Below are 22,526 nucleotides of genomic sequence, written 5' to 3' on the forward strand. Positions count from 1 at the left end.
ACGACGGCGGGGCCCGTCGGCGTGTGCCGAGGGCGCCCGGGGCGCGGCACGGCCCGGCTGCTCCGGGACGCTCAGCTAATCCGGGATGCCCGGCTGTTCCGGAATCAGGCCGTGCTCGCGCAGATAGTCGAGCTGGGCGCGTACGGACAGCTCGGCGGCGGGCCACAGCGAGCGGTCCACCCCCGCGTACACGTGCGCCACGACCTCGGCGGGCGTGCGGTGGCCGTTCTCGACCGCGGTCTCGATCTGGGCGAGCCGGTTCGCCCGGTGGGCAAGATAGAACTCGACGGCGCCCTGCGCGTCGTCCAGGACCGGGCCGTGGCCGGGCAGGACCGTGTCGACGCCGTCGTCGACGGTGAGCGAGCGCAGCCTGCGCAGTGAGTCGAGGTAGTCGCCGAGCCTGCCGTCCGGGTGCGCGACGAGCGTTGTGCCGCGCCCCAGGACGGTGTCTCCCGTCAACACCGCGCGGTCGGCGGGCAGGTGGAAGCAGAGCGAGTCGGAGGTGTGGCCCGGGGTCGGCACGACCCGCATCTCCATGCCTCCGGTGGTGATGACGTCGCCGGCCGCCAGACCCTCGTCACCGAGCCGCAGGGCCGGATCCAGGGCGCGGACTTCGGTACGGGTCAGGGCGGCGAAGCGGGCGGCGCCGTCCGCGTGGTCCGGATGGCCATGAGTGAGCAGGGTCAGCGCGATCCGCTTCCCGGCCTTCGCCGCGGTGCTGATGACCGCCTTGAGGTGGACGTCGTCCAGCGGCCCGGGGTCGATCACGACCGCCAGATCGGAGCCGGGCTCCGAGACGATCCAGGTGTTGGTGCCGTCGAGCGTCATCGGGGAAGGGTTCGGGGCGAGGACGTTCACGGCGCGGGCGGTGGCGGGGCCGGAGAGCACTCCGCCGCGCGGCCGGCCGGGGAGGGCGGCGGCGGCGTCGCTCATCGGGTGCCTCCGGCCGGGCTCTGCTCGCCGGAGCCGGAGCCGGCGCCGAGGCCGGAGCTGGGACCGGGACCGGGGATGGGACCGCTCGGATCGCCGCTCAGGTCGTGCGGGGGCGCCGGGTCGACGCGCTTGGTGAACTCGTCGTGCCCCGGCCAGCTCAGGACCAGCTCCTCGCCCTCCAGACGGGCCGTGGCCAGGACGGGCGCCAGGTCCCGTCCCTCGGCCCCGGCGAGCGCGTCGGCGGCCGTACCGTACGGCTGGAGCTGACGCAGTGTCGCGACGGTCGGCGGCATCATCAGCAACTCGCCCCTGTCGTAGGCCTCCGTCGCCTCGGAGGGCCTGATCCACACCGTACGGTCGGCCTCGGTCGAGGCGTTCCTGGTCCGCTGGCCGGGCGGCAGGGTGGCCACGAAGAACCAGGTGTCGTAGCGGCGCGGCTCGAACTCCGGGGTGATCCAGCGGGCCCACGCACCGAGCAGATCGCTGCGCAGGATCAGCCCGCGCCGGTGCAGGAAGTCCGCGAAGGACAGCTCGCGGGCGACGAGGGCCGCGCGATCGGCCTCCCAGCCGTCCCGGTCGTCGTCACGCGCGCCATGAACACCATCGACGCCACGGGCACCACCGGCACCACCGGCACCACGGTCGTCGCCTCCCGTCCGGTCGTATCCGCCGAGGTCCCCCACGACCGTGTCCGCGGTCTCCCCCGCGAGCAGGACGCCCGCCTCCTCGTACGTCTCCCGTACCGCCGCGCAGACGATCGCCTGCGCGGCGGCCGGGCCGACGCCGAGCCGCCGAGCCCATACGTCGCGGCCAGGACCGGCCCAGCCGACGAGGCGGTCGTCGTCCCTGGGGTCGACTCCCCCGCCCGGGTAGGCGTACGCGCCCGCGGCGAAGGCCATGGAGGTACGGCGGCGCAGCATGTGGACGGCGGGGCCGCCGGGCTCGTCGCGCAGGAGCATCACGGTCGCGGCCCGCCGGGGGGTCACCGCGGTGATCTCGCCGGCGGCGAGGGCGCGGATCTGCTCGGGCCATTCGGGCGGGTACCACTGACCATTGGACATGGCCGGATGCTATGCGCTGGCGCGAGGATGTTCGAGAGGCGCTTGGCCACGCGCCGAAGTCCCGGACGGTGTCACGAGGATGGTCCCGGGCGGTGTACGGGCCCGGCGGTCCGGGCGTGTACGCGGAGAGGCCCCGCCCTGTACGTGCCGTACACACGTACCGGACGGGACCTCTCAGCATCGGGCGAGGACCCCGGGATCCGGGGATCCGGCCCGCTCAGTCCTGGGTCAGCTCCACCTGGATCTCGACCTCGACCGGCGCGTCCAGCGGCAGCACGGCCACGCCGACGGCGCTGCGCGCGTGCACGCCCTTGTCGCCGAGGACCTGGCCCAGCAGCTCGCTCGCGCCGTTGATGACGCCCGGCTGTCCGGTGAAGTCCGCGGCCGAGGCGACGAAGCCCGTGACCTTCACCACGCGCGCGATCCGGTCCAGGTCGCCGATGACCGACTTGACGGCGGCGAGTGCGTTGAGCGCGCAGGTGCGGGCCAGTTCCTTGGCCTCTTCGGCGGTGACCTCGGCGCCCACCTTGCCGGTGACCGGAAGCTTGCCGTCCACCATCGGGACCTGGCCCGAGGTGTAGACGTACGCACCGGACCGTACGGCCGGCTGGTAGGCGGCCAGCGGCGGTACGACCTCGGGCAGCGTCAGCCCGAGTTCGGCGAGGGTGGCGTCGACGGTGCCGCTCATACGCCCTTCTCCCGCTTCAGGTAGGCCACCAACTGCTCGGGGTTGTTCGGTCCGGGAACGACCTGGACGAGCTCCCAGCCGTCCTCGCCCCAGGTGTCCAGAATCTGCTTGGTCGCGTGCACGAGAAGGGGCACGGTCGCGTATTCCCACTTGGTCATGGGGCGACTGTAGTCGTACCGGGTGGCAGCCTCGTGCGTAGCCCGTGGCCTTACTGGTTAGGCTCGAATACGTGAGCAGGCTCCAGGTCGTCAGCGGCAAGGGCGGTACCGGTAAGACGACGGTCGCCGCCGCCCTCGCGCTCGCCCTCGCGACGGAGGGCAAACGCACTCTTCTCGTCGAGGTCGAGGGCAGACAAGGGATCGCACAGCTTTTCGATACGGAAGCCCTTCCTTACGAGGAGCGGAAGATCGCCGTCGCCTCGGGCGGCGGTGAGGTGTACGCGCTGGCCATCGACGCCGAGCGCGCCCTCCTCGACTACCTCCAGATGTTCTACAAGCTCGGCAGCGCGGGCCGGGCGCTCAAGAAGATCGGCGCGATCGACTTCGCGACGACGATCGCGCCCGGCGTACGGGACGTGCTGCTGACCGGCAAGGCGTGCGAGGCCGTACGCCGACGGGACAAGCAGGGACGTTTCACTTACGACTATGTCGTGATGGACGCGCCGCCCACCGGCCGCATCACCCGCTTCCTCAACGTGAACGACGAGGTGGCGGGGCTGGCGAAGATCGGCCCCATACACAATCAGGCGCAGGCGGTGATGCGGGTCCTGAAGTCGCCGGAGACGGCGGTGCATCTCGTGACACTGCTGGAGGAGATGCCCGTTCAGGAGACCGCGGACGGCATCGCCGAGCTGAAGGGCGCCGAGCTGCGGGTCGGCAAGGTGATCGTGAACATGGTGCGTCCGCATCTCCTGGACGAGGCGGCCGTACGCGCCGCGGCGGGCGACCGCCGCGAGGAGGTGGCGAAGGCGCTCGCCTCGGCCGGGGTGGCCGAGCCGGCGAAGCTGGTCGGGCCGCTGCTCGACCAGGCCGCCGAGCACGCCCAGCGCGTGGAGCTGGAGCGCGAACAGCGGGCCGTGCTCGCCAAGCTGGGGCTGCCCGCGTACGAGCTTCCCCTCATCGGGGAGGGGATGGACCTCGCCGGTCTCTACCGGCTGGCGGGAGAGCTACGGAAACTTGGTGAGGTCTTCGCATGACCCTGGACTCCGCGGCCGCCCCGCTCGACATCGATCCGCTGCTCGACGACCGGGACACACGCATCATCGTGTGCTGCGGCTCCGGCGGGGTCGGCAAGACGACGACCGCGGCGGCCCTCGGTGTACGGGCCGCCGAGCGTGGCCGCAAGGCCGTCGTCCTGACCATCGACCCGGCGCGCCGGCTGGCCCAGTCCATGGGGATCGACTCGCTGGACAACACGCCGCGGCGGGTCAAGGGCGTCGAGGGACCCGGCGAGCTGCACGCGATGATGCTCGACATGAAGCGGACCTTCGACGAGATCGTCGAGGCGCACGCGGACGCGGACCGGGCCCGCGCCATTCTGGAGAACCCGTTCTACCAGTCCCTGTCGGCCGGGTTCGCCGGCACGCAGGAGTACATGGCGATGGAGAAGCTGGGGCAGCTACGGGCCCGCGACGCCTGGGACCTGATCATCGTCGACACCCCGCCGTCGCGCTCGGCACTGGATTTCCTGGACGCGCCGAAGCGGCTGGGGTCCTTCCTCGACGGGAAGTTCATCCGGCTGCTGATGGCCCCGGCGAAAATGGGCGGCCGGGCGGGGATGAAGTTCCTGAATGTCGGTATGTCGATGATGACCGGAACGCTGGGGAAGCTGCTGGGCGGTCAGTTCCTCCGTGACGTGCAGACGTTCGTGGCGGCGATGGACACGATGTTCGGCGGCTTCCGCACCCGCGCGGACGCGACGTACCGGCTGCTCCAGGCGCCGGGCACGGCCTTCCTGGTGGTGGCGGCGCCGGAGCGGGACGCGCTGCGGGAGGCCGCGTACTTCGTGCGGCGGCTGGCGGCCGAGGAGATGCCGCTGGCGGGGCTGGTCCTCAACCGGGTCCACGGCAGCGGGGCGGCCCGGCTGTCGGCGGAGCGGGCGCGGGCCGCTGCGGAAAATCTTGAGGAGGGGTGCATGGCGGATCGGATACGGGGGAATGCTGGCAGTGGCGCTACCGCCCCGGACAGCTCCTCTCCCGAAGCGTCCGAGCCGCACGGACTTCATGAAGCCGTCGAGCCCCCCGTAGCGGCCGAGCAGGCTTCCGACGCGGACCAGACCGAAAAGACCCCCGACACATCAGACAGCCGAGAGACTCCAGAGGCCCCGCGGACTCCGGAGACCTCGCGGACTCCGGGTGACATCGCGACCGATGTGTCCGTTTCCGACACCGCCGACGCAGCGGCTTCTGTCACAACTGTGGAACAGCTCACCGCGGGTCTGCTGTATCTCCACGCCGAGCGCATGCAGGTACTCGCGCGTGAGCGGCGCACGCGCGATCGCTTCACCTCGCTCCACCCCGAGGTGGCGGTGGTCGAGGTGGGAGCCCTGCCAGGTGATGTGCACGACCTGGCCGGACTCAGGGTGATCGGTGAGCGTCTCGCCTCAGGGACACGCTGAAGACCTGGGAGCACAGAGGTGTGCCGGGGAGCTGGAACTGGGGGTACGTGGACGACCTGTTGCGAGGCCACGGGGATGTATGGCCCCCCAATGTGCGACACGAGGATCAGTCCTGCCTCGCGGCCGCTCGTCCACGTCACACCCAGCGCGCTTCCGGCAGGCTCCCGGCCAGGGCGGAGTCCGTTTCGGTAATCGGTGGGACCGAAACGCATCCGCCCCAGCACCGGGACGGCCAGGGATCTACCCGACCGCCGCGTAGGTCTCGTACGTCTCGTCATCCTCCAAGCCCACGGGCAACAGGCCCGCGCTGCGCTCGTACTCCGTACGCGCCGTCTCCAGCAGCCTGCGCCACGAAGTGACGGTCGGACGCCTGCGCAGCAACGCGCGGCGCTCCCGCTCCGTCATCCCGCCCCACACGCCGAATTCCACGCGGTTGTCCAGCGCGTCGGCCAGGCACTCGGTCCGCACCGGACATCCGGTGCACACCGCCTTGGCCCTGTTCTGCGCCGCACCCTGTACGAACAGTTCATCCGGATCGGTAGTGCGGCAAGCTGCCTGCGCACTCCAGTCGGTTACCCAGCCCATGCCGGCGCCGTCCTCTCCCGAATCGAGGCTCCCCCACGGCGGCAGCGGCATATTCACCGTTGCCAGTTGAGGACGTTACGGAAGGCGGGCACAGCGCAACACCCCCTTCGGGCCCAATCTTGAATGGCCCGAACGGACTATGCGTACGCGGCAGATCACCCAGAGGAGTGACCCCAGGGCATAAAGGAACAATCCAAAAGAGTCGGGTTATTTCAGTCGAGCCACAACGGACACACGGCGGCAGGTCAGGGCGATTCGGACATCGCTTCTCGCGTTTCGGGTTCACGGGAAGTTCGTCGGGAGGTCTTGATGCATGACCGCACTGCTGTGACAGTTGGGGACAGCTTAGGCCAGAGCCTTGACGCGTGTCCGGCGATTGAGAACGTAGGCTGCCCTCATGCCAAAGAAGCGCTCGGGCGGGGGTCTGACCGGGACCCAGCAGGCCGCCAAGTTCCTCGGTGTCAGTGTGCTCGCGGGGGCGGTGCTCGCCGGAATCGCACTGCCGGCCTTCGGCGCGCTGGGGCTCGCCGCGAAGGGGACGGTCGAGGGGTTCGACGAGATCCCCGCCAACCTCAAGACGCCGCCGCTGAGTCAGCGCACCGCGATCCTGGACTCCCAGGGCGGCCGCATCGCCACCGTCTATTTCCGTGACCGTACGGTCGTACCGCTCGACAAGATCTCCCCGTACATGCAGAAGGCGATCGTCGCGATCGAGGACTCGCGTTTCTACGAGCACGGGGCCATCGACCTCAAGGGCGTGCTGCGCGCGGTCAACCGCAACGCACAGTCGGGCGGCGTCGCGCAGGGCGCCTCGACCCTGACACAGCAGTACGTGAAGAACGTGTTCGTCGAGGAGGCCGGCGACGACCCGGACAAGGTCGCGCAGGCCACCCAGCAGACCCTGGGACGCAAGATCCAGGAGTTGAAGTTCGCGATCCAGGTCGAGGAGGAACTGGGCAAGAAGAAGATCCTGGAGAACTACCTGAACATCACGTTCTTCGGGCAGCAGGCGTACGGGATCGAGGCGGCGTCGCAGCGCTACTTCTCGAAGCCGGCCAAGGACCTGAAGCTGGAGGAGGCGGCGATGCTCGCGGGCATCGTCCAGTCGCCGACCCGCTACGACCCCGTCAACGACGAGGAAGAGGCGACCAAGCGGCGCAACACCGTGCTCCAGCGGATGGCCGCCGTCGGCGACATCGCGCAGGCGGAGGCCGACCGTGCCAAGGCCGCGCCGATCGAGCTGAAGGTGAGCCGTCCGAAGAACGGCTGCATCACCGCGGTCAGTGGGGCGGGCTTCTTCTGCGACTACGTGCGCGAGGTCTTCCTGACGAACCCGGTCTTCGGCAAGAGCCGCGAGGAGCGCGCCAAGGTCTGGAGCCAGGGCGGCCTGACGATCCGCACGACGCTGGACCCGCAGGCCCAGTCCTCGGTGCAGGCGTCGATCAAGGACCACGTCAACCAGAGCGACAAGGTCGCGACGGCCGTGACGCTGGTCCAGCCCGGCACCGGCAAGGTCCTGGGCATGGGCCAGTCCAAGCCGTACGGCTTCGGGAAGAACGAGACCCAGATCAACCTCTCGGTCGACCACGGAATGGGCGGCTCGAACTACGGCTTCCCGACCGGTTCGACCTTCAAGCCGTTCCTCGCGACGGCGGCGATCGAACGCGGCGTACCGCCGACGCAGTCGTACCCGTCGCCGTACGACATGCCGTACCCGGCCTCGATCCAGACGTGCAGCGGCAAGCCGTGGGTCAACACCGGCGGGGACACGGCCGAGAACGAGAACGAGTCCGAGGTCGGTCCGTACGCGCTGAAGGAGGCGATGGCCAAGTCGGTCAACACCTACTTCGTGCAGATGATAGGGCAAATCGGGCTCTGCCCGGTGACGGAGACGATCTCCAAGCTGGGCGTCGTCCAGGGTGACGGCAAGAAGCTCCCCGAGTCGCCGTCCGCCCTGACCCTGGGCTCCCAGGGCATCTCGCCGCTGCGGATGGCCAGCGCGTACGCCGCCTTCGCGAACCGCGGCACGTACTGCACGCCGATCGCCATCTCCTCCATCAAGACGGTGGCGGGCGAAAGCCTCAAGGTTCCGAAGTCGAGCTGCTCGCGGGCGATGACCGAGAACACGGCCGACACCATCAACACCCTGCTCAAGGGCGTGGTGGACTCCGGTACCGGTGAGTCGGCCGGTCTGACCAGCCGCGACAACGCGGGCAAGACGGGTACGACGGACCTCAGGAAGAACGCCTGGTTCGTCGGCTACACCCCGAACCTGTCCGGCGCGGTCTGGGTCGGCAGCCCCTCCCAGCAGGTCGAGATGGAGAACATCACCATCGGCGGCACCTACCACGACAAGGTGTTCGGTGGTCAGGTACCGGGACCGATCTGGAAGGACGCGGTCACCGGAGCGCTGGACGGCAAGGAAGCGCCGACCTTCAACACCGTCGACATCCCGGACGCGCCGAAGAACAAGGACCCGGACCGGGGCAACAACCCGGGCGGCGGCGACGGCGGCTCCGACAACGGCGGTTCGAACAACGGCGGTTCGAACAACGGCGGCAACGGAAACGGCGGCTCGGGCGACGGGAAGCCGGGCGGCGGTTTCGAGTTCCCGTTCGGCGGTGGCCGCAACGGCGGCGGCAACGGGAACGGCGGCGGGAATTTCCCGTAACCGCGCGCCCGCGCTTCTGACCGCGTAACCGACCGGAGGGCGGCCCGCACGCACGCGGGCCGCCCTCCGGTGTGTTCGGAACCGCCACCCCGGCGGCCCTCCGGGCTCAGCCCTGGCCGGCCAGGGACCGCTTCACCAGGGCCGCCACACGGCCGCCCTCGGCGAGACCGGCCACCTTCGGGTTCACGATCTTCATGACGGCGCCCATCGCCCGCGGCCCCTCGGCGCCCGCGGCCTTCGCCTCCGCGACGGCCTGGGACACGATCCCGGCCAGCTCCTCGTCGGTGAGCTGCTTCGGCAGGTACGTGTCGAGCAGCGCGCCCTCGGCCTTCTCGCGCTCGGCCTGCTCGTCACGGCCGCCCTGGGCGAACGCCTCGGCCGCCTCGCGGCGCTTCTTCGCCTCCTTCGCGATCACCTTCAGCACGTCGTCGTCGGACAGCTCGCGCGCCGACGTGCCCGAGACCTCCTCCTTGGTGATCGCGGTGAGGGTGAGCCGGAGCGTGGCCGAGCGGAGCTCGTCCCGCGCCCTGATGGCCGCGGTGAGGTCTTCCTTCAGTCTGGACTTGAGGCTGGTCATGGGGCCAAGTGTGGCAGGTGGGCCGAGGTGGCCGCCTGCGGATATCCCCGCCTGTGGACAACCACCCCGCGGATGCCTCGCCGGGCTCCCCGCGGATCTCCCGCACCCGGCGCGTCTGCGACCATGGACGCATGCGCGCACGCTACGGGGTTCCCCTCAAAGTCACCGCCGGTATCGCGGCAGTCGGGGCCGCCGGCCTCGCCTACGCCGCCGGATTCGAAGCCCGCTCGTTCCGGCTGCGGAGGGTCTCCGTACCGGTGCTGCCGCGCGGTATGCGCGATCTTCGGGTCCTCCAGGTCTCCGACATCCACATGGTGAGCGGACAGCGCAAGAAGCAGCGCTGGCTCCAGTCGCTGGCCGGGCTGGGCCCCGACTTCGTCGTCAACACCGGCGACAACCTCTCCGACCCGGAGGGCGTGCCGGAGGTGCTGGACGCGCTCGGCCCGCTGATGGAGTTCCCCGGTGTCTATGTCTTCGGCTCTAACGACTACTACGGCCCGAAGCTCCGCAACCCGGCCCGCTACCTCTTCGAGAAGACCCGGGGCCGCCACGGCCTGAACGGCAACGCCCCGGCCGTCCACGCGGTGCACAACCCGTGGGAGCCCCTGCGTGACGCGTTCGACGAGGCGGGCTGGGTGGGCCTGAACAACGCCCGCGGCCGGCTGAAGATCGACGGCCACGAGATCGCCTTCACGGGCGTCGACGACCCGCACATCAAGCGGGACAGGTACGCACGCGTCGCGGGCGGCCCCGCCCAGGACGCGGACCTCTCGATCGGCGTGGTCCACGCCCCGTACCTGCGCTCCCTGGACGCCTTCACGGCGGACGGCTACCCCCTGATCCTCGCGGGCCACACGCACGGCGGCCAGCTCTGCATCCCCTTCTACGGCGCGCTGGTCACCAACTGTGACCTCGACACGGACCGCGCCAAGGGCCTCTCCACCCACCGCACGCCGGAGCACACCGCGTACCTCCACGTATCCGCGGGCTGCGGCACCAACCGCTACACCCCCCTCCGCTTCGCCTGCCCCCCGGAAGCGACCTTGCTGACCTTGACGGCGCGCGCCTGACGGGGACGGGCCCGGCGCTCTCCAGTCCCCGGGGCCCGGGCCCCGGGCCCCGGGCCCCGAAGGGACGCCACCACACGTCCCGGGACGCCCCGGGCCCGCCAAAACCGGATTTCGTCTCCGGCCAGCGGTGGGCTAAAGTAATCGATGTCGCGAGGACAACAGCGACATCGGGGTGTAGCGCAGCTTGGCAGCGCGCTTCGTTCGGGACGAAGAGGTCGTGGGTTCAAATCCCGCCACCCCGACAGCTGAAGCACCAGGTCAGGGGCCTGATCCACTTAGTGGATCAGGCCCCTGACTCGTTCCTGGGGCCATCTTGGGAGCCGTTTGGGAGCCAACCTCGGAAACCGGCTCCCAGAAGGCGACAAGAGGGCGTGTCCGTGGTCTGGCGAAAGAACCTTCGAGGGGAAATCCAATCCACGTAGGCTCTGGACGTCCGGCGCACCGCTACCGGGCGTACCAAGGGGGCACCGTGGATCATCTCTTCACCGTCGCGGGCGGGACGGCCACGCCGATCTGGCGCACCGGGCTGGCCGCGGAGAGTCTTCTTGAGCGGCAGCACCTTCAGGAGTGGGTGATCGCCCACCCGCAGGTGCTGGGGGAGGCGGTGCTCGTGATCACCGCGGAGTACGACCGGTGGGCCGACACCGACGGAGTACCGGCGCGCGACCGGTTGGACGTTCTGGGGCTGGACGCGACCGGACGCCTCGTCGTGGTCGAGCTGAAGCGCGGAACGGCAGACCGGGACGTACACCTCCAGGCGATCACCTACGCCGCGCTGGTCTCCCGCTTCGACCTCGACACACTCTCCCGAGCACACCGCGACTTCTTGTCGCGCAGGGGACAGCTTTTCGACCTCGACACGTGCAGGCAGCGTCTGCTCGACCACGTGGACGGGGACTGGAGTCCGGAGTTGCTCCAGCGTCCTCGGCAGGTGATCATCGCAGCCGACTTCCCCAAACAGGTCACCCACTCGGTGGTCTGGCTGTCGGAGATGAGCCTCGACATCGACCTCGTACAAGTGGGCCTGTGGAAGGTGGAGGGCCACCTCGTCGCCGGCTTCACCAAGGTCTATCCGACTGCCGAGGTCGAGGAGTTCACGCTCACTCCGGCCCGGGTCGAGAGTGAAGCCGCAGCCCGGAAGCTGGAGGAGCGCTCGCGTTCGGGCAACGCCGTGCATGTCATCGTCGGCGCGGGCCTGCTGCCGGACGGAACAAGGCTGCGGTTGACGCCGCGCCACGGTGCACCGGAATCCATCCGCAACGCCATCCTCGCGTGGGTGGAAGAGGACATGAGCCGGGCGACGGCCACCTGGACCAACAACACGGCCAAGCCACTGCGCTGGGACGCCGACGGCGCGTCCTATTCTCCGACCGGCCTCGCCAACCACATCTTCACGAGCGTGACAGAGCGCACCGCCGACGGCATACAGGGGACGACGTGGTGGGACGTCGATACTGACCATGTGCCGGCCGATGTCGATCCCGAGGAATGGGCCACGTTGGCGGGGATCGATCTCGCAGGTCTGGCCAGGCAGCTCAACGGCACCCGCAAGGACTGGACGGGGCTGCATACCCTGCTGAGCGCCGTCCCCGCCGGGCGGTGGACCACCTACGGAGACGTAGCGGCGGTGATCGGCAGCCATGCCGTCCCGGTTGGCACCCATCTGGCCACCTGCGGCCAATGCCCCAACCCCTGGCGCGTCCTCAATGCTGCAGGACGCGTCAGCCAAGGCTTCCAGTGGCGCGACCAGACGCGCGCGGACACACCTGCAGACGTCCTTATCGCCGAAGGCGTCCGTTTCGACGGCGACGCCGCCGCCCCGGAAACGCGCCTGCGTCGGGACGCTCTCCGGCAACTGCTCGACAGCTGAGAAGTCTCCGGTCTGCGGTGGTGTGACTGCTGCAGGGGCTGGCTTAAAGACTGAGGTGTTGGGGCCGACCACGTCCTCACCGTTCAGGTAGCCAGTCTGCGACGGGTGTGGCTCTCCTGCAGTGAGATCGTTCAGGCCGTCAGGCGGTAATCGGCCTCGTCGAGGCGGAGATAGAGACGTGTGTGTTCCTGACGCACGTGACAGTGCCAGTAGGCGGTGAATCGCCGTTGCTGATGATCGCGCTGAGTTGGAGGAGGGCTTTGGCTCCGGGGACGCTCCAGCGGCTGCCGGTGATCGCGAGGCGGTCGGCGACCAGTTGCCTGGCCGCGCCCTCGATCGCGCCGCTGCCGATCGGCCGGCCCCGGGCGAGCGCCCGGTCGTAGCGGAGGAAGCCGCGGGCTTGGTGCGTTTGGATCCGAACGGTGATGAGGTAGCCGACGGTGCCGGCGATGAAGGCGGGGATTGCGGCCCAACCTGCCAGGGACAACGGCCACGCCATCCGTCCAACCTGCCAGGGACAACGGCCACACCATCCGTTGTGGGTCGACCTTGGCTGGTGAGGTCATATCGATCAGGACCTCATACGCGGCTACCCAGCCGAGACGCACACCTTTCAGGACGAAGAGGAGCCTCCACCCCGGCGAGAGGACTTCCGCCGGACGGAGACTCCTTGGTCAGCCGTCTGTCGCCCGCCACCAGGACAGGAGGCGGGCGACGCTGTTGTCGACGGGCGCCGTGGAGGCGCCCGTCGCGGGGGTCAGCTGTAGGGGACGGCGTCGGCGGGGTCGACGTGCCAGTTGGTGGCGAGGGGGCGGTCGACCTGGACGGTGTGGGGGAGGTTGAGGGTGACGAAGTTGTCCACGTCGCCTGTGACCGAGAGGTGGAGCTTCTCGAACAGCCTGCCGTTCTCGTTGTTGGTGGACTTGGGGTTGATGCCTGCGTAGGCGGCGGCGGAGCCGGAGAGGACGACGTCGTCGCTGACACTGTGCTCGACGGGCCGCACCTCGGTGTCGGCGGCGGAGCCGAAGGACGCGGAGGGGAAGACACCCTCCAGGTAGCAGGTGACGCCGGACTTGGCCTTGGCGGTGACGAGGAGGTAGCCACCTGCCTGCGTCTTCGAGGTGATCTTGAAGGTCAGGTCGTTGGTGGCACAGGCCCGCGCGGCGGTGCTTCCGCTGTCGGCGGTGGCGGCCGGGGTCGCGGTGGCAGCCAGGGCAGCCGCGGCGGCCACGGCCAGGGCGAGGCGGGTGGAGCGGGCGGCAAGTCGCGAACGCATCGAAGATCTCCATGGTGCGGAAGTGGGTCGTCCAGCGGACTGCTTGGACGGCCACAGCTTGTTCCGTGATCTGTTCCGCCCGCCACAAAAAGCGATCATGTTGGGACGCGGGAACGCTGGAACGGGCACTGACCAGCAGAAACGCTGACGGCCTGGAACGGGTGACTGGGACGGGGCCGGGACGGGCAGGGTGGATCATCACCTGGCCCACCGATGTCCGGGGCGTTCTCCTCCAGCCACGGGACAATCCTGTTCGGGTGATCACCAGCCGGGACAACACTTCCTCCTGCCCGGCAAGACGCCTGGTCAACTTCTCAATCTCTGCCCGCAGTAGGGGAGGTTGGCCCCGCGCACGTATAAACGCGGGGCCATACCGGGGCGTGCCCCTCGGGTATGACGGCGCCCCCGTCGTTTGAGCGGCTGGCGACGGGGGCGCATGGGGTGACTGGTGCCGCGAGGAGGCGTGGACCAGCCGGGTCTCACCTTCGAGGCTTCACTTCGGCCTGCGTTATCGGCGTACACGCAGGAGAGCATCGAGCACGTGCACGGGCGACGTGGGACACATCGCCAGGCGCCGCCTTCGAGAACTCCATCGACGTGCGCGGGACCGTGCAGAGCATGCAGGGTAACCGTGCGGCCATCCAATGTTTCTTCCTCGACGCATGCAGGGGCTCGCAGGATGTGGATGTCACGCTGCGCTCACTAAAGTCCACGGCCCTGGGCCCTGAACTACATATCTCGCACGATCCGGAACAGCTCTTGGTGTACTCCACCGGGTCAGGGTCACCGGCGCACGGCCTCACCGGTGAGAGCACCCTGTTCACCCGGTCGTTCCTCAAGGCACTGTTTTCACCCGAGCACCGCCGTGACGGGCAGGGCTGGCAGGTGACCACCACCAGCATCGGGACGGCCCTTCGAGGTCGGCGACGACGACTGGGTGGTCCGGCAGGTGGAGCTCCAAGGGGCCGGCTCGCGGCCTGTCGCCGCCGCGCGCGACACGGATCCCGACGCGCGGTACGGGATCACCGCCGAATCGCCGGTGTCCGAGTGGGAAGGCCATGTGCCGGAACCGCTGACGGCCGGGCAGTTCGAGAGCGTCTGGGTCGCTGCGTGGCGGCAGCTCTCAGCGGATCGGGCGGGTGGCCCCGGGAGTTCTGCGGGCCAGGCGCCTGAGCCCGTACGCCGCCGCGTGCACCCCGAGGATGCCCGTCGGGAAGAGGGCGGCGCTCGTCAGTGCCCTTCGGGTGTCGACCTCTCCGAGGACGCCGGCGCGGCGTAGTTCGTGCCAGGCCCAGAGTGAGAACGGGGCGACCACCAGCGGGGCCGTGACCACCCCGGGGGTGTATCCGCGCAGGGCGGCGCTCTGTGCCAGGTGGGAGACCGCGTGCAGGCCGAATCCGGCCAGTACGGTCTGGAAGCAGGGCGACCTTCCGCCGGTTCTGGCTCCGTCGGCCGACGCCGCGCCGACCACCAGCCCCATCAGGCCGATGGCGGTGGCCGCGTGCCCGGGTGTCACCCTCATCGCGGACCACACCCGTTCGGGGATCTGTGGGTGGGTCTCGCGCCATCGGTCCACCTGGGCGCCGGCCCACCCGGGCATGGTCGCCAACTCCTCCAGGTCGTGCACCACGAAGGCGGCCAGCAGCCCCCAGGTGACCGCCCGGGACGCACCCCCGGGTTCTGTGGCTCGCTCAGACATCCCGCCCCCGCTCATCCGCCGTGCCTCCGCGTCATCATGACCCGCCGACGCCCTCATGTGCGAGGGGAAGGTCATGTCGCCGTGGCGAGCCGCAGGGCATCCTCGACCGCGCGCGGGATGTCGTCGACCGGGAACAGCGCGTGCCGCACCGTCCGTTCCCGGTCCACGACCAGGATCAGCCGCTTCAGGCGCAGCCGGCCCGCGCCGCGGAAGGTGGGCAGGCGCAGGGCGGCGGCCAGGCGTTGCCGGGCGTCGGAGAGGAGCGGGTAGGGGATCGCCTCCGCACGGGCGAAGGCCGCTTGTTCGTACGGGAGTTGACTGCTGACCCCGTGCACCGCCACGCCCGCGCGCCGGAAGTCGGGCCAGGCGTCGCGGAACAGCCGGTGCTCCAGGGTGCATCCGGCGGCGCCGGGGATCGGTTCGTCGCCCCAGTCCACCCCGGTGCCGGGGTACGTGAACAGTACGGTCGCCGCGGCGTCCGGCGCGACGACGGGGTGTTCCGCGCCGCCACCGGAGGGCAGTTCGAGAGCGGCGGGCAGCCGCGCCCCGGCGAGAGCGAGTGCGTGGACACGGGCGTGTTCCGCGCCGTCCTCGGCCGCCGTCGCGGTGGTGGTGCCGTCGCCGAGCACCCATCGGTCGCCCCAGTCCTGCATGGCCACGAGCAGGGGGAGCAGGGCGAGTCCGGAGTCGGTGAGCAGGTACTCGTAACGGACCGGGCGTCGCTGGTAGAGGCTGCGGTGCAGGACCCCGGAGGCGACGAGTCGGCCGAGTCGTTCGGTGAGGACCTTGCGGGAGAGGCCGAGTTCGGCGGCGAGGGCGTCGAAGCGTACGTGGCCGCGGGCGATCTCCCGGAGGACCAGGACGTTCCACCAGTCGCCGGTGATGACGGCTGCCTGGGCGATCCCGCAGTGCTCGTCGGCGTTGTGCATCCTCATGGGTCCATAGTACGTTCCCTTTCGGAACTCACTTTGTTTCCGACAGAAACTTACTCGCTGTTGTACCCCCTTCCCGGGGACCGGACGTGAGGAGCAGCACCATGACCGCCATCACCCGCATCACGGCGCGCGAGATCATCGACAGCCGCGGCAACCCCACCGTCGAGGTCGACGTCGAGCTGGCGGACGGTTCGACCGGACGCGCGGCCGTGCCCTCCGGGGCCTCCACCGGCGCCCGCGAGGCGGTGGAGCTGCGCGACGGGGACCCGGCCCGCTTCCACGGGAAGGGGGTCCGGCGGGCCGTCGACGCCGTCAACGACTCCATCGCGGACACCGTCGTGGGCCTCGAAGCGGAGGACCAGGCGGCGGTGGACAGCGCGCTGATCGAGCTGGACGGCACCCCGGACAAGTCCAGACTCGGCGCGAACGCGATCCTGGGCGTCTCCCTCGCGACCGCCAAGGCCGCCGCGCGCGCCCACCGGTTGCCGCTCTACCGGTACGTCGGCGGGGTGGACGCCCGGCTGCTGCCGGTGCCGATGATGAACATCATCAACGGCGGCGCGCACGCGGACAATCCACTGGACTTCCAGGAGTTCATGATCGCGCCGATCGGAGCGGCCACCTTCACCGAGGCCGTACGGATCGGCTCGGAGGTCTTCCACACCCTGCGCCGCGACCTCGTCGCCGCGGGCCACAGCACCGGCGTGGGTGACGAGGGCGGCTTCGCCCCGGAGCTGCGGACCGCCGAGGAGGCGCTGGACTTCGTCGTACGAGCCGTCGAGCGCACCGGGTACAAGCCCGGCACCGACATCACCGTCGTGATGGACCCGGCCACCTCCGAGTTCTTCCGCGACGGCGTGTACGACTACACCGGCGAGGGCGTGCGCCGCACCCCGGGCGAGCACGCCGACCACCTCGTCTCCCTGGTCGACCGCTACCCCGTCGCCTCCATCGAGGACCCGATGGCCGAGGACGACCACGAGGGATGGCGGCTGCTCACGGCCCGGCTCGGGGACCGCTGCCAGCTCACCGGCGACGACGTCTTCTGCACCAACGAGACGCTGCTGCGCGAGGGGATCCGTGACGGCGTCGCCAACTCGATCCTGGTGAAGGTCAACCAGATCGGCACGCTCACCGAAACCCTCGCCACCATCGCCACCGCCCACCGCGCCGGCTACACCGTGGTCATGTCGCACCGCTCCGGCGAGACCGAGGACACCACGATCGCCGACCTCGCCGTGGCCACCGGCTGCGGCCAGATCAAGACCGGGTCACTGTCCCGCTCGGACCGTACGGCCAAGTACAACCAGCTCATCCGCATCGAGGAGGAGTTGGGCGGCCAGGCGCGCTACGCGGGGCGGGCCGCGCTCGGGCTGCGGCGCTGAGCCGGCGTACGTCCCGGCGAGCCGCGTCCCGGCGACGTACGCCTCAGCCGACGCGGACCGCGCGGGCCAGGAGGTACGGGCGGGCGCCCTCGTAGCGCTCCAGCCGCCGGCCGCCGTCGAGCAGGGGCCGGCTCGCCCAGCGGGTCGTCGGGGCTCAACGGGCGGCCGTGGCGGGCGGTTCCAGTGCTTCGCCGTGCTCCTGCGGCGCCCGCAGCCGTTCGGGCCCGCCCCGCGCCGCACAGCCGTGGCGCTCCAGCAGCAGCCGTGCCGTCGCCGCCATGGCCTCGTCCACCATGGCCCCCTCGAACGTCGCCGCGCCCGCGCCGCGCGCCTGGGCCTCCTCCAGCGCGGCCATCAGGCGGGCCGCGCGGGCGAGTTCGTCGGGGTGCGGTGAGAACACGTCGTTGATCACGGGGACGTGGGACGGGTGGATCGCCATCATCCCCGTGTAGCCGAGGGAACGGTTCTGTTCGGCGAAGGAGCGCAGCGCTTCGAGGTCGCCGATACGTGTCCACAGTCCGGCGACAGGATGCGGGGCGCCCGCGGCCCGTACGTCCAGCAGGACGCGGGAGCGCAGCGCGTGGGTCTCGGTCCCCCGGGGGCTCCACCGGTAACCGACTGCGCGCTCGACGTCGCCGCCCTCGCCGGTGATGGCGCCCAGGTACGCGACGCGGTCGGCGGCCGCAGCGCAGTCGTGGGCGTCGCGCAGCCCGCGGGCTGTTTCCAGGAGAGGTACGAGGGCGATGGTGCCCGGCGGCAGGCCCCGCTCACGCTCGCACCAGCCGAGCAGCCGGTCCGCGTTCCGCACATCGTGGGCACCGTCCACCTTGGGCAGCACGATCCCGCTCAGCCCGGGACGGGCGACGGCGCGCAGTTCCTCGGCCGCCGCCCAGCCGTCGAGCGGGTTGACGCGGACGAAGAGCCGTGGCCCGCCGGGGTCTTCGGCAGCTCGCGCGACGGCCTCGGCCACCTGGTCACGGGCCGACGCCTTGCCGTCGTGCGGCACCGCGTCCTCCAGGTCGAGGATCACGGCGTCGGCTCCCGCCGCCCGCGCCTTCGGCAGCCGGTCCGTCCTGGTGCCCGGCACGAAGAGGAGGGAGCGCAGCGGTGGCCTGGCCGGCGCGGGCGGCGGTTCGGCGCGACCGGACGCGCGGGACTCAGACGACATCGCTGTTCTCCAGCGCCGCGAGTTCGCCCTCGTCCAGGCCGAGCCACTCGCGGTAGACGAGCTGGTTGTCCTGCCCGAGCGCGGGCCCGGTCCGCCAGACGTGTCCCGGCCGCTGCCGGAAGTGGGGGATCACCGCCTGCATCCGCACGGCGCCGAGGTCCGCGTCCTCGACGGTGACGATGTCCTCGCGCTCGGCGTACACCGGGTCGGCGGCGATGTCCGCCGCGCTGAACACCGGGGAGGCCACCACCTCCGTACGGGCGAAGGCGTCCAGGCACTCGGTGGCGGTGCGCTCCGACACCCAGGCCCGCAGGCCGTCGTCGAGCCGTTCGCGCCCGGCGTGCTGTTGCTCCACCGTGGCGAACTCGTCCTCGTCCAGCCCGAGCAGCCGGGCGATGTTGCGTACGGAACGCAGGGTCGCGGAGGTGACCGTGATCCATTCGCCGTCACGGGACTGGTAGGTGTTGATCACCGCCGCCGGGGCGACAGCCAGTTGGTTGCCGGAGCGCTCCGGTACGGAGCCCAACTGGTCGTGGACGATGACCTGCCACTCGACCAGCCGGAACAGCGGCTCGAAGAGGGCGAGGTCGATCCACTCGCCGTCGAAGTCGGGGTCGTGGTCGCGGCGGTGCAGGGCGGCGAGGACGGCGTACGCGCCCATCAGTCCGGTCACCGCGTCACCGTGCGAGAAGCCGGTGTGCACGGGCGGGCTGTCCGGGAAGCCGGTCAGATGCACCACCCCGCTGCGCGCCTCGCCGACCTTGCCGAAACCGGGCTCGTCGGCCCGCGACGAGGTCGCGCCGAAGCCGGATATCTGGAGCAGTACGGCCTTCGGGTTGATCCGGTGCACGGCCTCCCAGTCGAGGCCCCACGCGCGCAGCCGTCCGCTGCGCAGGGTGACGATGACGACGTCCGCCCAGGCGACGAGCCGGTGGGCGAGCTCCCGGCCCGCCTCGTGGTGCAGGTCGAGGGTGACCGAACGCTTGTTACGCCCGGCGACCTTGAACCACAGCGGGTGCCCGTCCTTCCGCGGTCCCATTCCGCGTGCCGCGTCGCCCGTGCCCGGCGGCTCCACGTGCACCACGTCGGCGCCCTGGTCGGCGAGCATGGAGCCCGCCAGTGGACCGGCCACCACATGCGCGAACTCGACCACTTTCAGCCCGCGTAGCTGCCCGATACCGCCGGTTTCCGGATCTGTGCTCGACACCACCGTGCTCCCTCGCCGATTCCGTCGTGTCCCGCGACTCCCAGCGCTGTCGTACGTCGCGCGGTCGTCCGCCGCCGTACGTCGCTCCGTACCGCGGCACCCGTACCTTCAGCGTGCCGACGCGAGGAAATGCCTGTCCAGCAAGAGACATCCATCAATCCATGCGCTTTTCTCATGAGTTGGCGGCGTCGGCGAGTATCAGGCGGCGTCGGCCGGTATCGGCCGGCACAGGGCGGAACCAGGGCTTCGTCGGCCGGCACAGGGAGGCATCAGGCCCAGGTGACCCCGGGCGGCAGGTCGCACCGCTGGGCGCGGAGTTCCTCCAGCGTCTCCAGGAACCGCTGTGCCGCCAGCGGCAGGGGACGGCGCGTTCGCAGGGCGATGTCCAGGCGGCGATCGACCACGGGGGCGACGAGCGGCCGGTGCACCACCGGCCCGGTGCCCAGGAGCGGCAGCACGAGCGCGGGCATCGCGGACACTCCGAGGCCGGCTGCCACGAGCCCGCCCACCGTCGCCACGTTCCCCGCCTCGGCCGCCGGTGCCGCCCGCGCGTCGACCTGGGCGAAGGCCGCGTCGGTGAGCCTCCGTACGCTCGAATCCCGCCCCACCGCGAGAAACGGCTCGCGGGCCAGGTCCTCCCAGGAGACCACCGGGCGGCCGGTCAGGGGATGATCCTGCGGCAGCACCGCGACGAACCGGTCGCGGACCAGAGGGCGGTGCTCCAGCTGCCCCGACGGCTCGCCCGTCGTGATCGCGAAGTCCGCGTCCCCGGACAGGACCCGGCCCAGCACCGACTGCTCCAGCCCGTCCATGATCTGCATCGTCACCTGGGGCCGCTGCCTGCGGAACGCCGAGATCACCTGGGGCAGCAGCACCGCGGCCACCGAGGGGAGGGTCGCCACCGCGACCGTGCCCGACTCTCCGAGCAGGAACCGCTCCAGCTCCTTCATCCCGGACCGGTGCGCGTTCACGATCTGCTCCGCTATCCGCAGGGTCTCCACTCCTGCGGCGGTCAACCGGACGTTCCGCGTGTCCCGTTCGAGGAGCTGTGCGCCGAGCTGCCGCTCCAGGTCCGCGACCGCGCGGCTGAGTGACGACTGCGACACGTGAAGCTGTGCGGCGGCCGCCGTGAAGCTCGCCGCCCGGGCCACGGCCGCATAGGCCGCCAGTTGACGCAGAGTGCTCTCCATGGCGAGCGAGTGTAGGCACACCTCCCGCCCATTGATGCGCAGATCGCATGGACAGATCTCGGTTTGATGCTGGACGCCGATCTGTCGCCGCTCCGAAACTCGTCGGCAACGCGGGGCGCCGCGCACCGGACGCCCGGCGGTCCCCCGCCGTGCGCCGTATACGAGAAAGCGAGCGACACCCGTGCTGGCAGCTCTGGGGTTTTCCACGATCGGTCTGTTCCTGCTGCTCACCATGACAAAGCGTGTCTCCGTCCTGGTGGCGCTGGTTCTGCTCCCCGTGCTGGCCGCGCTCGTCGGCGGCTTCGCCGGCGACATGGGCGACATGATCCTCGCCGGCCTCACCACGGTGGCACCGACCGGCATCATGATCGCCTTCGCGGTCCTCTACTTCTCCCTGATGGTCGACGCCGGTCTCTTCGACCCGCTGATACGCCAGATCCTGCGCGCCGCGCGCAACGATCCGGCGCGGGTCGCCGTCGGTACGGCCGTACTCACGATGTGCGTGGCCCTGGACGGTGACGGCGCCTCCACCTTCCTCATCACCGTCTCCGCGCTGCTGCCGGTCTACAAACGCCTGGGGATGAGCCCGCTGGTGCTGTCCGGCACGGTCTGTCTCGGCGCGGGCGTGATGAACATGCTCCCCTGGGGCGGTCCGACAGTCCGGGCCATGGCGGCGCTGAAGCTGGACAGTTCCGAGGTGTTCACACCGGTCCTGCCCGCGATGGGGTGCGGGATCGCCTGGGTCCTGGCCGCGTCGTACTGGATCGGCCGCCGCGAGCGCCGTCGGCTCGGCGCGCTGACGCCGACGGGTGAGCAGAAAGCGGACCAGAAAGCGGAGGGGACAGCGGAGGGGACAGCGGAGGGGACAGCCGAGAGGAAGACGGAGCAGGCCGCCGTGCGGGAGGCCGGGCAGGAGGCAGAGACTCCGCTTACGCCGCCGGCTGTCTGGCTCACCGTCTTCAACGTCCTGCTGACACTGGTGCTGCTGGTCGCCCTGATCACGGAAGTCATGCCGCTGCCGGCGCTGTTCGCGCTCGCCTTCGCCCTGGCCCTCTTCGTCAACCGCCCCACGTGGGAGGGGCAGCAGGCCCTGCTGGAGAAGCACGCCAGGAGCGTGGTGCTCGTCACCACGATGATCTTCGCCGCCGGTGTCTTCACCGGAGTACTGACGGGGACGAAGATGATCTCCGAGATGGCCGAGGCGCTCGTGTCCGTCGTCCCCGACTCCCTCGGCGGCCATCTGCCGCCCCTGGTCGCCATCACCGGGATGCCGCTGAGCCTGGCCTTCACACCGGACGCCTACTACTTCGGTGTACTGCCCGTGCTGTCGCACACCGCTGCCGGGTTCGGCACCGACCAGGCCGAGATCGCCCGTGCCGCCGTTCTCGGCCAGATGACGACCGGCTTCCCGCTCAGCCCGCTCACCGCCTCCACCTTCATCCTCGTCGGCATGAGCGGTGTGCAGCTCGGGGAGCACCAGCGTTTCATCTTCCGCTGGGCCTTCGGCACCACCCTCGTGATGACCGTCGCGGCCCTGCTCACCGGGGCCATCTCGCTCTGAACCGGGCCGGGCCCGCCCCTCGGCCCCGTTCACC

Annotated in this window: 20 protein-coding genes and 1 tRNA gene; 8 read left to right on the forward strand and 13 right to left on the reverse strand. The window is 70.4% G+C overall.

Annotated elements, in window-relative coordinates:
• Nucleotides 1-75 precede the first annotated feature (75 nt).
• From ACFXPL_RS19525 to ACFXPL_RS19540, 4 genes are all read right to left on the reverse strand, one after another.
• On the reverse strand, nt 76-933 hold the full coding sequence (locus ACFXPL_RS19525) for an MBL fold metallo-hydrolase (protein ID WP_384920622.1): 858 nt from the start codon (nt 931-933) through the stop codon (nt 76-78).
• Nucleotides 930-1,994 (reverse strand): NUDIX hydrolase, encoded by a 1,065-nt coding sequence (locus tag ACFXPL_RS19530; protein ID WP_384920625.1) that lies wholly within the window; start codon nt 1,992-1,994, stop codon nt 930-932. The genes ACFXPL_RS19525 and ACFXPL_RS19530 overlap by 4 nt, the downstream gene beginning before the upstream one ends.
• Before the next feature lie 217 nt (nt 1,995-2,211).
• Nucleotides 2,212-2,682, reverse strand: a complete 471-nt coding sequence (locus ACFXPL_RS19535; RefSeq protein ID WP_384920627.1) for a RidA family protein — start codon at nt 2,680-2,682, stop codon at nt 2,212-2,214.
• Nucleotides 2,679-2,840 (reverse strand): DUF4177 domain-containing protein, encoded by a 162-nt coding sequence (locus ACFXPL_RS19540; protein ID WP_329824119.1) that lies wholly within the window; start codon nt 2,838-2,840, stop codon nt 2,679-2,681. The genes ACFXPL_RS19535 and ACFXPL_RS19540 overlap by 4 nt, the downstream gene beginning before the upstream one ends.
• 71 nt (nt 2,841-2,911) lie before the next feature.
• Between ACFXPL_RS19540 and ACFXPL_RS19545 the strand changes: the two genes are divergently transcribed.
• Together ACFXPL_RS19545 and ACFXPL_RS19550 are read left to right on the forward strand one after the other, a co-directional pair.
• A complete protein-coding gene (locus ACFXPL_RS19545) occupies nt 2,912-3,877 on the forward strand; it encodes an ArsA family ATPase (protein ID WP_384920630.1) in 966 nt (321 codons plus the stop codon).
• Nucleotides 3,874-5,298: an ArsA family ATPase gene (locus ACFXPL_RS19550; RefSeq protein ID WP_384920633.1), complete on the forward strand. Its 1,425-nt coding sequence runs from the start codon at nt 3,874-3,876 to the stop codon at nt 5,296-5,298. The genes ACFXPL_RS19545 and ACFXPL_RS19550 overlap by 4 nt, the downstream gene beginning before the upstream one ends.
• Nucleotides 5,299-5,538: 240 nt before the next feature.
• On the opposite strand, the gene ACFXPL_RS19555 is transcribed toward ACFXPL_RS19550, so the two are convergent.
• Complete coding sequence (locus ACFXPL_RS19555) at nt 5,539-5,883, reverse strand: WhiB family transcriptional regulator (RefSeq protein ID WP_030353248.1); 345 nt, start codon at nt 5,881-5,883, stop codon at nt 5,539-5,541.
• A gap of 397 nt (nt 5,884-6,280) precedes the next feature.
• On the opposite strand from ACFXPL_RS19555, the gene ACFXPL_RS19560 reads away from it, so the two are divergent.
• Nucleotides 6,281-8,554, forward strand: a complete 2,274-nt coding sequence (locus ACFXPL_RS19560; protein ID WP_384920635.1) for a transglycosylase domain-containing protein — start codon at nt 6,281-6,283, stop codon at nt 8,552-8,554.
• A gap of 106 nt (nt 8,555-8,660) precedes the next feature.
• On the opposite strand, the gene ACFXPL_RS19565 is transcribed toward ACFXPL_RS19560, so the two are convergent.
• Nucleotides 8,661-9,131 carry a GatB/YqeY domain-containing protein gene (locus tag ACFXPL_RS19565; protein ID WP_384920638.1) on the reverse strand — a complete coding sequence of 157 codons (471 nt, stop codon included), beginning with the start codon at nt 9,129-9,131 and terminating at the stop codon, nt 8,661-8,663.
• 131 nt (nt 9,132-9,262) lie between these two features.
• On the opposite strand from ACFXPL_RS19565, the gene ACFXPL_RS19570 reads away from it, so the two are divergent.
• The 3 genes from ACFXPL_RS19570 (at nt 9,263) to ACFXPL_RS19580 (ending at nt 12,071) form a co-directional block, all read left to right on the forward strand.
• On the forward strand, nt 9,263-10,201 hold the full coding sequence (locus ACFXPL_RS19570; protein ID WP_384920641.1) for a metallophosphoesterase: 939 nt from the start codon (nt 9,263-9,265) through the stop codon (nt 10,199-10,201).
• 168 nt (nt 10,202-10,369) lie between these two features.
• Nucleotides 10,370-10,443, forward strand: a tRNA-Pro gene (locus tag ACFXPL_RS19575).
• A 227-nt stretch (nt 10,444-10,670) separates the two neighbouring features.
• Nucleotides 10,671-12,071 (forward strand): DNA-binding protein, encoded by a 1,401-nt coding sequence (locus ACFXPL_RS19580; protein ID WP_384920644.1) that lies wholly within the window; start codon nt 10,671-10,673, stop codon nt 12,069-12,071.
• Nucleotides 12,072-12,210: 139 nt separating this feature from the next.
• Here ACFXPL_RS19580 and ACFXPL_RS19585 read toward each other — a convergent pair whose 3' ends face one another.
• From ACFXPL_RS19585 to ACFXPL_RS19600, 4 genes are all read right to left on the reverse strand, one after another.
• Nucleotides 12,211-12,570 (reverse strand): hypothetical protein, encoded by a 360-nt coding sequence (locus ACFXPL_RS19585; RefSeq protein WP_384920647.1) that lies wholly within the window; start codon nt 12,568-12,570, stop codon nt 12,211-12,213.
• Between the two features lie 258 nt (nt 12,571-12,828).
• Nucleotides 12,829-13,347 (reverse strand): DUF4232 domain-containing protein, encoded by a 519-nt coding sequence (locus tag ACFXPL_RS19590; protein ID WP_384920650.1) that lies wholly within the window; start codon nt 13,345-13,347, stop codon nt 12,829-12,831.
• A gap of 1,123 nt (nt 13,348-14,470) precedes the next feature.
• Nucleotides 14,471-15,046, reverse strand: coding sequence for an HXXEE domain-containing protein (locus ACFXPL_RS19595; protein WP_384920653.1), 576 nt, complete (start codon nt 15,044-15,046; stop codon nt 14,471-14,473).
• 71 nt (nt 15,047-15,117) lie between these two features.
• A complete protein-coding gene (locus ACFXPL_RS19600) occupies nt 15,118-15,981 on the reverse strand; it encodes a winged helix-turn-helix transcriptional regulator (protein ID WP_384920655.1) in 864 nt (287 codons plus the stop codon).
• Nucleotides 15,982-16,082: 101 nt separating this feature from the next.
• On the opposite strand from ACFXPL_RS19600, the gene eno reads away from it, so the two are divergent.
• Nucleotides 16,083-17,366, forward strand: a complete 1,284-nt coding sequence (eno, locus tag ACFXPL_RS19605) for a phosphopyruvate hydratase (protein ID WP_384920658.1) — start codon at nt 16,083-16,085, stop codon at nt 17,364-17,366.
• A gap of 154 nt (nt 17,367-17,520) precedes the next feature.
• On the opposite strand, the gene ACFXPL_RS19610 is transcribed toward eno, so the two are convergent.
• The 3 genes from ACFXPL_RS19610 to ACFXPL_RS19620 all read right to left on the reverse strand — a co-directional run bounded on the left by ACFXPL_RS19610 (nt 17,521) and on the right by ACFXPL_RS19620 (nt 20,931).
• Nucleotides 17,521-18,534 carry an HpcH/HpaI aldolase/citrate lyase family protein gene (locus ACFXPL_RS19610; protein WP_384920661.1) on the reverse strand — a complete coding sequence of 338 codons (1,014 nt, stop codon included), beginning with the start codon at nt 18,532-18,534 and terminating at the stop codon, nt 17,521-17,523.
• Complete coding sequence (locus ACFXPL_RS19615; protein WP_384920664.1) at nt 18,524-19,741, reverse strand: CaiB/BaiF CoA transferase family protein; 1,218 nt, start codon at nt 19,739-19,741, stop codon at nt 18,524-18,526. The genes ACFXPL_RS19610 and ACFXPL_RS19615 overlap by 11 nt, the downstream gene beginning before the upstream one ends.
• A 269-nt stretch (nt 19,742-20,010) precedes the next feature.
• Entirely contained in the window at nt 20,011-20,931 is a 921-nt protein-coding gene (locus ACFXPL_RS19620; RefSeq protein ID WP_384920667.1) for a LysR substrate-binding domain-containing protein, read from the reverse strand.
• A gap of 181 nt (nt 20,932-21,112) precedes the next feature.
• On the opposite strand from ACFXPL_RS19620, the gene ACFXPL_RS19625 reads away from it, so the two are divergent.
• Nucleotides 21,113-22,492, forward strand: coding sequence for a CitMHS family transporter (locus ACFXPL_RS19625; RefSeq protein WP_384920670.1), 1,380 nt, complete (start codon nt 21,113-21,115; stop codon nt 22,490-22,492).
• Nucleotides 22,493-22,526: the final 34 nt, after the last annotated feature.

Source organism: Streptomyces sp. NPDC059092 (assembly GCF_042756365.1).
Lineage (GTDB): Bacteria > Actinomycetota > Actinomycetes > Streptomycetales > Streptomycetaceae > Streptomyces.